This window comes from Arsenophonus endosymbiont of Bemisia tabaci Q2 (assembly GCF_902713415.1).
Taxonomy (GTDB): Bacteria; Pseudomonadota; Gammaproteobacteria; order Enterobacterales; family Enterobacteriaceae; genus Arsenophonus.
In genome coordinates this window covers 1-11,657 of sequence record NZ_CACTIE010000032.1, presented here as the reverse complement: position 1 = coordinate 11,657, position 11,657 = coordinate 1, and the positions used below count along the sequence as shown (strand labels likewise).

Annotated in this window: 8 protein-coding genes, 1 tRNA gene, 2 rRNA genes and 5 pseudogenes; 12 read left to right on the top strand and 4 right to left on the bottom strand. The window is 38.4% G+C overall.

Features of this window, described 5'->3' with window-relative positions; translation table 11 throughout:
• Nucleotides 1-40: 40 nt before the first annotated feature.
• Nucleotides 41-403, top strand: coding sequence for an IS630 transposase-related protein (locus ARSQ2_RS02270; protein WP_181994086.1), 363 nt, complete (start codon nt 41-43; stop codon nt 401-403).
• On the top strand, nt 330-911 hold the full coding sequence (locus tag ARSQ2_RS02265; protein ID WP_338078230.1) for an IS630 family transposase: 582 nt from the start codon (nt 330-332) through the stop codon (nt 909-911). The genes ARSQ2_RS02270 and ARSQ2_RS02265 overlap by 74 nt, the downstream gene beginning before the upstream one ends.
• Here the strand turns inward: ARSQ2_RS02265 and ARSQ2_RS02260 are convergent.
• The 4 genes and pseudogenes from ARSQ2_RS02260 to ARSQ2_RS12245 form a co-directional block, all read right to left on the bottom strand.
• Nucleotides 885-1,121, bottom strand: a pseudogene (locus ARSQ2_RS02260) (iron-sulfur cluster assembly scaffold protein); the annotation flags it as partial. The gene ARSQ2_RS02265 and the pseudogene ARSQ2_RS02260 sit on opposite strands and share 27 nt — an antisense overlap.
• Nucleotides 1,122-1,145: 24 nt before the next feature.
• Nucleotides 1,146-2,359 (bottom strand): annotated as a pseudogene (locus ARSQ2_RS02255) (IscS subfamily cysteine desulfurase).
• A gap of 81 nt (nt 2,360-2,440) precedes the next feature.
• The gene (iscR, locus tag ARSQ2_RS02250; protein WP_181994223.1) at nt 2,441-2,935 is read right to left on the bottom strand and encodes a Fe-S cluster assembly transcriptional regulator IscR; all 495 of its coding nucleotides are present in this window, start codon (nt 2,933-2,935) and stop codon (nt 2,441-2,443) included.
• 87 nt (nt 2,936-3,022) lie between these two features.
• A pseudogene (locus ARSQ2_RS12245) lies at nt 3,023-3,212 on the bottom strand (tRNA (cytosine(32)/uridine(32)-2'-O)-methyltransferase TrmJ); the annotation flags it as partial.
• 89 nt (nt 3,213-3,301) lie between these two features.
• Between ARSQ2_RS12245 and ARSQ2_RS02245 the strand changes: the two are divergent.
• From ARSQ2_RS02245 to ARSQ2_RS11825, 10 genes and pseudogenes are all read left to right on the top strand, one after another.
• The gene (locus ARSQ2_RS02245) at nt 3,302-3,433 is read left to right on the top strand and encodes an IS630 transposase-related protein (RefSeq protein WP_181994222.1); all 132 of its coding nucleotides are present in this window, start codon (nt 3,302-3,304) and stop codon (nt 3,431-3,433) included.
• 53 nt (nt 3,434-3,486) lie between these two features.
• Nucleotides 3,487-3,612 carry a hypothetical protein gene (locus tag ARSQ2_RS13485; protein WP_255487168.1) on the top strand — a complete coding sequence of 42 codons (126 nt, stop codon included), beginning with the start codon at nt 3,487-3,489 and terminating at the stop codon, nt 3,610-3,612.
• A gap of 195 nt (nt 3,613-3,807) precedes the next feature.
• Nucleotides 3,808-3,939, top strand: a complete 132-nt coding sequence (locus tag ARSQ2_RS02240) for a transposase (protein WP_181994221.1) — start codon at nt 3,808-3,810, stop codon at nt 3,937-3,939.
• 8 nt (nt 3,940-3,947) lie between these two features.
• Nucleotides 3,948-5,115 (top strand): annotated as a pseudogene (gene pepQ / locus ARSQ2_RS02235) (Xaa-Pro dipeptidase); the annotation flags it as partial.
• A pseudogene (locus ARSQ2_RS02230) lies at nt 5,115-5,734 on the top strand (YigZ family protein). The pseudogenes pepQ and ARSQ2_RS02230, both read left to right, overlap by 1 nt.
• Nucleotides 5,735-5,764: 30 nt before the next feature.
• Nucleotides 5,765-7,216, top strand: coding sequence for a Trk system potassium transporter TrkH (trkH, locus tag ARSQ2_RS02225; protein ID WP_181994220.1), 1,452 nt, complete (start codon nt 5,765-5,767; stop codon nt 7,214-7,216).
• A gap of 27 nt (nt 7,217-7,243) precedes the next feature.
• The gene (gene hemG, locus ARSQ2_RS02220) at nt 7,244-7,771 is read left to right on the top strand and encodes a menaquinone-dependent protoporphyrinogen IX dehydrogenase (RefSeq protein WP_181994219.1); all 528 of its coding nucleotides are present in this window, start codon (nt 7,244-7,246) and stop codon (nt 7,769-7,771) included.
• Between the two features lie 499 nt (nt 7,772-8,270).
• Nucleotides 8,271-9,823, top strand: a 16S ribosomal RNA gene (locus ARSQ2_RS02215).
• Nucleotides 9,824-9,915: 92 nt separating this feature from the next.
• Nucleotides 9,916-9,991: transfer RNA gene (locus tag ARSQ2_RS02210), tRNA-Glu, on the top strand.
• A 311-nt stretch (nt 9,992-10,302) separates the two neighbouring features.
• A 23S ribosomal RNA gene (locus ARSQ2_RS11825) occupies nt 10,303-11,657 on the top strand; the annotation flags it as partial.

The window sequence follows — 11,657 nt, the reverse complement described above, 5'->3', positions numbered from 1 at the left end:
AAATATAGCTAAGCGACTTAATTTTGATGACATTATTTATATGAGCTATTCAATTGATTTTAGACGTAAAGTGATATTTACGATGGAAGAAGAAGGGTTGAGTATCCGAGAAACAGCGAAGCAATTTCGGATTGGCTCTGCATCTGTATCGCGTTGGATTAATCAAATAGAGCCAAAAGCATCGACTACGCGTCAGCGAAAAATCGATAAATCCGAGTTGATAAAAGATGTTGAACAATATCCAGATGCTTACCAAAAAGAGCGTGCAGAGCGTTTTGGCGTTTGTCAGAAGGCCATTTGGCAAGCTCTTAAAAAAATGGGATTGACCTATAAAAAACTCTACGTCATCCGAAAGCCGACGAAAACACTCGACAAACGTTTCAACAAAAAAACAACAGTATGAAAAAGAAGGCAAGCATATTGTTTTTATTGATGAAAGTGGTTTTTCACACGATACCCCGCGGACTCACGGCTATTCCCCGAAAGGTCAACGGTGTGTTGGTCTCAAGAACTGGGGAGCTAAAGGAAGAACAAATGTTATCGGCGCTTTATTGGGCACAACGCTGTTTGCTATCGGATTATTTGATATCAATATTAACAGCGATGTTTTCTATGCATGGGTCACCCAAGTCCTTATCCCAGTACTTCCTAAAAACAGTGTAATCATGATGGATAATGCAACTTTTCACAAGAAACAGAGTATTCAACAAGTCATCATCCATGCGGGGCATATGGTGGAATATTTGCCTACCTATTCGCCAGATCTTAATCCAACTGAACATAAATGGGCACAAGCTAAATGCAAAAAAAAGAGCGCTCGGATGCGACACAGATATTTTGTTCGGACTCAATATGGTGTAATCAAAATTAAGTCGCTTAGCTATACCTTTCATCCATTCCGTTACCAATGAACTAGAGGCAATGGCCGAACCACAACCATAACTTTTAAAACGCGCATCTTTGATGATGCCTGCGTCATTGACTTTGATCTGAAGCTTCATGACATCACCGCATGCAGGTGCCCCTACCATGCCACTGCCCACCATTGGATCATCATTATCAAACGAACCTACGTTACGTGGATTTTTATAATGATCAATTACTTTCTCACTATATGCCATATTGTAAACTCCTTAATCCGTCTATTAATGATGAGCCCATTCAATGCTATTAAGATTGACACCCTGCTTAAACATCTCCGATAGCTGAGAAAGATCACGCAGCCGACCTATCGCATTATGGATTAGCTGGATGGCATAATCGATTTCTTCTTCTGTGGTGAATCGACCAAAGGAGAAACGAATTCAGCTATGAGCTAACTCATCATTCATTCCCAATGCCCTTAGTATATATGAAGGTTCGAGGCTTGCCGATGTACACGCGGAACCTGATGAGACAGCCAAATCTTTGCGTGCCATCATCAATGATTCACCTTCTACATAGTTAAAACTGATATTCAGAATATGAGGTGCACCATTTACCAGGAAGCCATTAAGATAAAGTTCTTCAATATTCTTAATGCCGTTCCATAAACGTTGGCGTAAGGCATTTAATCTATCAGATTCTACCGCCATTTCTACTTTAGCAACCCGATAAGCTTCGCCCATTCCTACAATTTTGTGGACAGGTAATGTTCCTGAGCGCATGCCTCGTTCACGACCACCGTCATGTTGTTGGGCTTCAAGTCGAATACGGGGTTTACGATGCACATAAAGTGCACCTATTCCCATTGGTCCATACAGTTTATGTGCTGAAAAAGACATTAAATCAACTTTTAGTTTACTCAAATCAATCGGTAATTTACCGACCGCTTGGGTAGCATCAACATGAAAAAAATTCCTCGATTGCGACAAAGTTCGCCAATAGAGGCAATATCTTGAATGATTCCAATCTCATTATTGACATGCATGATAGAAACCAAAATTGTATCATCACGCATAGCCGCTTCAAGTTCATGTAAATCAATAAGACCACTATTTTGTGGTGAAAGGTAAGTCTCTTCAAAACCTTCACGCTCAAGTTGACGGCAAGTATCCAAAACCGCTTTATGCTCGGTTTTACTGGTAATTATATGTTTACCTTTTTTCTGATAGAAATTGGCAACCCCTTTCACTGCCAGGTTATTTGATTCAGTCGCTCCTGAAGTAAAAACAATCTCACGCGGATCCGCATTGACTAATTCAGCAATCTGATTTCGCGCAATATCAACAGCTTCTTCAGCCCGCCAGCCAAAACCATGAGAGCGCGATGATGGATTACCAAAATTTCCATCCATTGTCATACATTGGATCATTTTTTCAGCAACACGAGGATCAACAGGTGTAGTCGCCGAGTAGTCTAAATAAATTGGTAGTTTCATTAACTCACTAGCTCCATAAGACTAAAAACATCTCAAAATTTTATCACTTTGCAATTATTCTATTTTGTAGAACCGTGCAATTTATGCTCGTATATTAATAATGGGTTCGGATTGATGAGTCGCTCTCACATGGTGTTTATCGTTATCTTGACGATCAGCAACTTCTTGTACTTCTTGATTATTGACCAATTCTTCTAAGCTAATATTACTAAGAAAACCCATAATACGGTCACTTAAATCACGCCATAGTGCATGGGTCAAACAACGCTCTCCGCCTTGACATCCTTCTTTTCTTCCTTGACAACGAGTCGCATCAACAGACTCATCAACAGCAGAAATCACTTGAGCGATAAAAATATTTTTCGCTTCCCGACCTAATAAATATCCGCCGCCAGGGCCACGAACACTGGAAACCAGTTTGTTTTTGCGAAGTCGAGAAAAAAGTTGCTCAAGATAAGAAAGAGAAATGCCTTGACGTTCCGATATATCAGCCAATGGCACAGGCCCTGTCTTTGAATGCAATGCCACATCCAGCATGGCTGTTACTGCATAGCGTCCTTTAGATGTGAGTCTCATAATATATCTCCATAGTTAAATGTGACAAAAATTGTGTCATTCCAGAGTGTCTTAGTCAATTATTTAACCTAGTAATTTACTCAACTATTATTTATGCCATTTTTCAATTGATGTGAGAATGCGACGCAAAATATCGAGTTCCTGCACTTCGGGACGCGCTCGAGTAAATAAACCTCGCAATTTATTCATGATTTGCCCAGGGTGACGCTTTCTGATAAATCGAGATATTAAGCACTGCTTCAAGATGGTTATAAAATCCTTCTATATCCTCAAATAGCCGATATTGTACCCTCTTAATTTTGATTATATCATATTGAGTGCGAACAAAATATAGCTAAGCGACTTAATTTTGATGACATTATTTATATGAGCTATTCAATTGATTTTAGACGTAAAGTAATATTTACGATGGAAGAAGAAGGTTTGAGTATCCGAGAAACAGCGAAGCAATTTCGGATTGGCTCTGCATCTGTATCGCGTTGGATTAATCAAATATAGCTGGGCGACTTAAAAATGATTACAAGTAATTACTCTATATTAGTAAATTTATATTGGAGAAAAACATATATTTTGTAATCAAAATTAAGTCGCTTAGCTATAAGGGAAATTTATCTTGTTGGGGTGGGTCACAGTTGGTAGCCACCAATTTCATTCGTGACCCATATGGTTGTGGCTGACATCTTGATCGACAGCAGTTCGACCAAAATCTTAGAGATGCTGCCGAAGATGCCGGTGCTTTAATGATTAAGGGACGTATATCTTCTGTTATAGCTAAGCGACTTAATTTTGATTACAAAATATATGTTTTTCTCCAATATAAATTTACTGATATAGAGTAATGACTTGTAATCATTTTTAAGTCGCCTAGCTATATGGTGGAATATTTGCCTACCTATTCGCCAGATCTTAATCTAATTGAACATAAATGGGCACAAGCTAAATGCAAAAAAAGAGGGCTGGTGGGATGCGACAAAGATATTTTGTTCGCACTTAATATGGTGTAATCAAAATTAAGTCGTTTAGCTATATTACACAAGTTGCCCATTGTTGGTTATTAGGTGATGGAGTTAGTAAACCTAAACTGTGGTTTTATTCTCCAATTGATTATTGGCATAGTATTGATCCTCTACGGGACAACTTTTGGCTAAAAGAGGTTGAGTTGTTCCATTTAAAGGAGGCTAATGATATTAAAAAATCGTTATTTCAGTTAGATAAAAAACATACTGGTTATATTGGTGAATCTATTGATCTAGCTAAAGAATTAGGTATTTCAGCGGTTAATATTAATCGCAAATCGGTATTAGATTATTTTCATTTTCATCGGGCTTATAAGACCAATTATGAATTGAGTTGCTTACAGCAAGCACAGAAAATGGCAATAGCTGGTCATCATGCCGCTAGTGAGGCTTTCTATCAGGGAGCGAGTGAATTTGATATTAATGTTAGTTACTTTCAGGCTAGAGGTCAGCGAGATATCGATGTGCCATACAGTAATATTATTGCACTCAATGAAAATTATTCAGTACTCCACTACACTAAATTAAAATATCAGCCACCAAAGAAAATGTATAGTTTTTTAATTGATGCGGGCGCTGAATATCAGGGTTATGCAGCAGATATTACGCGTACTTATGCGGCTAAAAATAATGATGAATTTGCTAATTTGATTAACGGCTTGGATAGTAAACAGCAGATATTGATCGATACAATTAAAACCGGTATTCGCTATACTGAATATCATCAACAGATGCATCAACATATTGCATCTTTATTGCTAGATCATGGCATTATTTGCAATATCAGTATAGAGACAATGATAGAAAAAGGGCTTACAACACCATTTTTCCCGTATAGCTTAGGCCATCTTTTGGGATTAAAAGTTCATGATGTTGGTGGATTGATGCAGGATGAAACGGGAGAGTCTTTGGCTGCACCAGAATGTTATCCCTTTCTTACGTTTCACTTGGATCTTACAACTTGGTATAGTATTAACTATTGAACCTGGTCTCTACTTTATCGAGACACTATTAGCTCCCTGGCGCGAAGGATTGTTTAGTAAATATTTTAATTGGTCTAAAATTGCCTCCTTTATGCCCTATGGTGGTATTCGTGTCGAAGATAATATCATTATATATGAGAATAAAGTTGAAAATATGACACGTAATTTATATTTAAAATAATGAATGCTTATTTGATAACCGCAGAGTCGGTTGTTGTTAGCGAAGAGATTAAAAAAAGCCGTTTCATTACTTATTTGGAACATATTTGGAACATACTGATGGAATTGCAGAAGCAAAAATTTTTATCCAAACTATCAAACATAAATACCCTGATGCTCGCCATCATTGTTCGGCCTATGTTGCTGGTAGGCCTGATGATTGCCAAAAATTAGGCTTTTCCGATGATGGTGAGCCAACAGGAACGGCAGGTAAGCCGACGATCACTCAGTTATCTAGCCATATTGGTGAAATTACTCTCGTTGTGGTGCGTTATTTTGGCGGCATTAAATTGGGAACTGGGGGCTTGGTTAGAGCTTATGGTAACAGTGTTGAACATGCACTTAACCTCTTAAACACCTAGCAAAAAGTGCTACAAAAATATTATTTAATACATTGTGAATATGTGGATATAAAAATGATTGAGCAATTAATACAACAATCAGCAGAGCAGATCCTAGCGCGAGAATATAGTGAAAATGTGATATTAGAAATTTCATTACCAATCAATGTTGAACAAAAGTTTGCGGATAAATTACGTAATTTAAGTAGAGGCGCATTAAATTTAACCTGTAAATCTTAATGTTATAACTAGATTCTCAAGGAACCACTCATGCATTTTCGAGCAATAACCCGAATTGTCGGGCTACTTGTTATCTTATTTTCTGTCACTATGATTATTCCAGGTATAGTGGCATTAATTTATCAAGATGGAGCAGGAAGCGCCTTTCGCCAAACCTTTTTTGCGGCATTAATTATCGGATTGTTACTATGGATACCAAACAGAAAAAATCGACATGATCTAAAACCTAAAGAAGGTTTTTTGATAGTCGCCCTTTTTTGGACCGTGTTAGGTAGTGTTGGAGCACTACCTTTTATTTTTTCTGATCGGCCTCATCTTTCGGTTACCGATGCTTTTTTTGAATCTTTTTCCGGTTTAACTACAACTGGAGCAACCACATTGGTTGGGTTAGACACTTTACCCAAAGCAATACTCTTTTATCGACAGATGCTACAGTGGTTAGGTGGCATGGGAATTATTGTTTTAGCGGTAGCCATATTACCTTTATTAGGCGTAGGTGGAATGCAGCTTTATCGGGCAGAAATGCCTGGCCCACTTAAAGACAATAAAATGCGTCCAAGGATTGCAGAAACGGCAAAGACACTATGGTTAATCTATGCTTTGCTTACTATAGTCTGCGCGATAGCATTATGGGGCGCTGGCATGGATGTTTTTGATGCTATCTCCTATAGTTTTTCTACTGTCGCTATTGGTGGATTTTCTACTCATGACCAAAGTATTGGCTACTTTAATAGCCCTGCTATTAATACAATTATTGCTATTTTCTTGCTGATTTCTGGCTGTAATTTTGGGCTTCATTTTGCCGTATTATCTGGTCGTAGTCTGACAATTTACTGGCGTGATCCTGAATTTAGAGTATTTATCGGCTTTCAAATAGTTTTGATAATCATTTGTACCTTAGTACTTCTATATCATTCAGTTTATGATTCTCTATTACAAACATTTGATCAAGCCTTTTTTCAGGTTGTCTCTGTCGCAACAACAGCTGGTTTTAGTACCGATGGGTTTGCAAATTGGCCGCTTTTTCTACCGATATTGTTACTTTGCGCAGCTTTTGTCGGTGGGTGTGCAGGATCAACCGGAGGTGGATTAAAAGTTATTCGAATTTTACTATTATTCTTGCAGGGTTCACGGGAGTTAAAACGGTTAGTACATCCAAATGCTGTTTACACGATAAAATTAGGCTGCAAGGCATTACCTGAACGTATTATTGAAGCTGTTTGGGGATTTTTTTCTGCTTATGCATTGGTTTTTATTATAAGTTTATTATTGTTAATTGCTACCGGAGTAGATGAATTTTCTGCTTTTTCCGCAATTGCGGCAACACTTAATAATCTAGGACCAGGATTAGGCTCGGTAGCTGAAAATTTTACTACCATGAATCCAACGGGAAAATGGATCCTAATAGTCACTATGTTATTTGGCCGATTGGAAGTGTTCACTTTACTTGTTCTTTTCACTCCAACCTTTTGGCGGGAATAATCATTTATATAATTTTATAGGTAACACATGAGCTATTTGCTACTTTATTCTGGTAAAAATGGTCAGACTAAAAAAATAATACTTAAAATTACTGAATATTTACGTAAAGAAGGTAAGCAATGTGATGTTAGAGATTTAAATATGGATAAAAATTTTAATCTTTCTGTCTACCAAAAAGTATTAGTCGGTGCATCAATCCGTTATGGTCATTTTAATCCTGCAGTTTTGAATTTTGCGCAAAATCACCAAAAAGAGTTGAATACTATCCAAAGTGCATTTTTTGGCGTTAATTTAATGGCCAGAAAACAGGGAAAAGATACACCTGAAACAAATGTTTATGTACGTAAATTTTTAGCTAAAATTCCGTGGCAACCAACTATTACTAATGTGTTTTCGGGAGCGCTACGTTATCCCCAATATAAATGGTTAGATCGTATTATGATCCAATTTATTATGAAAATAACAGGCGGAGAAACGAATAAAAATAAAGAGGTTGAATATACTGATTGGGAAAAAGTCGAATACTTTGCGCGTGAATTTAATGCGCTTAAATAAAAATTTGATTAAAAATTGCTATTTTCTTTGCTTTTCGTCTAAAAAAAGAGCAAACGACTAAAGTTTACAAATTATTTCTTGCCAGAGCTGCGTAAAACTGCCTATAATACGCTCCCACTGAGTCAGTATAGAACCACAGTCAATTGAGTCAGTATAGAACCAGTCAATTAAATTAAATTTTTCTTGAGGCAAGGTAAAAAAGTAAAAATAACTACTTGACTTTACAGGTGAAAAGCCTAATATACGCCACCTCGCAGCCTAGGTCTCACGCTCTTTAACAATTAATCAGACAATCTGTGTGGGCAATCGCAAGACATCATTAAAAATATTTGATTTTACAGTCTTGAAGAGTAACAAGACAGTTAATTCATATATAAACTAATATGCAGTAACGTTATTTTAGTCAGCAGCAGAAAAGGTAGTAAAAAAATCAGCAAAGCAAGTTAAAAAAACTGTTACGGTCAGTAAAACATTCTTTGAGCATTGAGCATAAAGCTTTTAATTAAAAAGTTTGATCATAGCTCAGATTAAACGCTGGCGGCAGGCCTAACACATGCAAGTCGAGCGGCAGCGAGAGAAAACTTGCTTCCTTTCCGGCGAGCAGCGGACGAGTAAATAAAGTATAAAGATCTAGCCGAAAGCAAAAAATAACCACTAAAAACGGTAGCTAATACCGCATAATCTCTAAGAAAAAAGTGGGGGCCATTTTCTGGCCTCACACCTTCGGATGAACTCATATGAGATTAGCTAGTAGCTGGGGTAATAACGCACCTAAGCGACGATCTCTAGCTGGGCTAAAAAGATAATCAGCCACACTGAGACTAAGAAACAGCCCAGACTCCTACAAAAGGCAAAAGTAGAGAATATTGCACAATGGGCGTAAGCCTGGTGCAGCCGTGCCGCGTTTATGAAGAAAGCCTTCGAGTTATAAAGTACTTTCAGTCGTGAGGAAAATGTTAAGGTTAATAACCTTGACAATTGACGTTAGCGATAGAAAAAGCACCGGCTAACTCCGTGCCAGCAGCCGCGGTAATACGGAGAGTGCAAGCCAAGCATTAATCAAAATTACTGGGCGTAAAAGGCACGCAAGTAATTAATTAAATTCGATGTGAAATCCCCAGGCTTAACCTAAAAATAGCATTCAAGACTGGTTAGCTAAAGTCTTGTAGAGAGGGGGTAAAATTCCATGTGTAGCGGTGAAATGCGTAGAGATGTGGAGAGGAATACCAGTGGGGAAAACAAGGGGGCCCCCTAGACAAAGACTGACGCTCATGTGCGAAAGCGTGGGAAGCAAACAAGATTAGATACCCTGGTAGTCCACGCTGTAAACGATGTCGATTTGGAAGTTTTGGTCATGAACTGTGGCCTGCGAAGCTAACGCGTTAAATCGACCGCCTAGGGAGTACGGCCGCAAAGTTAAAACTCAAATGAGTTGACGGGGGCCCGTCACAAGCGGTGGAGAATGTGGTTTAATTCGATGCAACGCGAAGAACCTTACCTACTCTTGACATCCAGCAAATCCTTTAGAGATAGAGAAGTGCCTTCAGGAGCGCTAAGACAGGTGCTGAATAGCTGTCGTCAGCTCGTGTTGTGAAATGTTAAGTTAAGTCCCGCAACGAGCGCAACCCTTATCCTTTTTTGCCAGCGATTCGGTCGGGAACTCAAAGGAGACTGCCGATGATAAACCGGAAGAAGGTAGGGATGACGTCAAGTCATCATGACCCCTACGAGTAGGGCTACACACGTGCTACAATAGCTTATACAGAGAGAGGCAAACCGAAAAGCAAAACTCAGAAAGTACGTCAAAGTCCAGATTAGAGTCTGCAACTCGACTCCATGAAGTCGGAATCGCTAGTAATCGCAGATCAGCATGTCGCGGTGAATACGTTCCCGGGCCTTGTACACACCGCCCGTCACACTATAAAAGTAGATTGCAAAAGAAGTAGGTAGCTTTAACCTTTTGAGATAGCGCTTACCACTTTGTGATTCATGACTGGGGTGAAGTCGTAACAAGGTAACCGTAGGGGAACCTGCGGTTAAATCACCTCCTTACCTAAATAGGTAAAAGGTAAGTGTGTTCAAACAGATTGTCTGATAAAATAGCGCGTCGTAAAGCCAATCTAAGATTGGCTAAAAAGCTTGAAGTCCTCTTCGTCTAGAGGCCTAGGACATCGCCCTTTCACGGCGGTAACAGGGGTTCGAATCCCCTAGGGGACGCCACTTTAGTGATTTAGAAAGGCGGTGCATTACGCTTTTAGCGTTGTGTAATTTTTTTCCTTTACGTGAAATCGCGCAATAATGATTAAGCCAATTCAGTAAATTGGTTTACCAATTATGCTCTTTAACAATTTGGAACAAGCTGAAAATTAAAACACACATTATTAAAAAATAATGTGGCAAACTCTCAAAACTCCAATCAGTTGAGTTTTTGTTGTCATGATAAATTGTTATAAGCAAGTAGTCAGCAATTAGAGGCAGCCAGCGCACAGCAAGCAAAAAGTACTAAAATACATGAGCATTGCGCGCACTGCCCAACAAAAATAAAGCATACACAATAGATGCCTAAGTAGTCAAAAGCAATAAAGGACGTGTTAATCTGCGAAAAGCGTCAGTAAGCTGCTGATAAGCTGATAAGCTGATAAGCTGATAAGCTGATAAGCTGATAAGCTGATAAGCTGATAAGCTGATAAGCTGATATAAAGCGTACTAGCTGGCGATGTCTAAATGAGGAAACCCAGTGCATTAATGTACTATCGTTTGATAAATTCATAGTCAAACAAAGCAAACCAAAAAAACTAAAACATATCTCAGTACCCGGAAAAAAATCAACCAAGATTCCCCCAGTAGCAGTAGCGAGGAGTAAACGCGGAGCAGCCCAAAAGTCAAGATCAATATTTACCGCAGGAGAAAAGTTTAGAAAAGCCAGCAATAAAAGTGATAGCCCCGTATCTAAAACAGTAAGTGTTGTAAACTCAAAAAGTAAAGTAAGGCACGTGTTATCCTGTCTAAATATGGGGAGGCCGTCCTACAAAACTAAATACTCCTGACTGACCGATAGTAAACCAGTACCGTGAGAGAAAAGCAAAAAAAACCGGCAAAGAGAGTGAAATAAAACCTAAAACCGTCTACGTACAAGCAGTCAAAGCACCCAAAAAAGTGTGACTGCGTACCTTTTTGTAAAGGGTCAGCGATTTATATTCTTTAGCAAGAATAACCAGATAAAAAAGCCGTAAAAAACCGAGTCTTAACTAGGTGTTAAGTTGCAGAGTATAAACCCAAAACCCAGTGATCTAGCCATAGGCAAATTGAATGTTAGGTAACACTAACTAAAAAACCAAACCGACTAATGTTAAAAATTAACAAATGATTTGTGGCTGGGAGTAAAAAACCAATCAAACCAAGAGATAACTGCTTTTCCCCAAAAGCTATTTAGGTAGCGCCTCGTGAATGCATCTTCGAGGTAAAGCATTGTTTCGGCTAGGGAGTCATCTCAATTTACCAGTCCAATGCAAACTACGAATACCAAAAAATATTATCACGGGAAATACAGGGCAAGTACTAACGTCCGTCGTGAAGAGAAAAACAACCCAGACCGCCAGCTAAGGTCCCCAAGTCATGGTTAAGTAAAAAACAAAGTGGGAAGACTTAGACAGCCAAGATGTTAACTTAAAAGCAGCCATTATTTAAAGAAAGCGTAATAGCTCAGTAGTCAAGTTGTAATAATCAACAAATTCTGTAGAAGATCTAAACAGCATTCTTTACTTCATAATATTTTTGATGTGGCGGTAAATAACCAATCGTTAAATGACGTCGATAATAATTATAAAACTGAATGTAATTTTCAACTTCATAGATAACAAATTGATGATTCATAAACGATAAATAG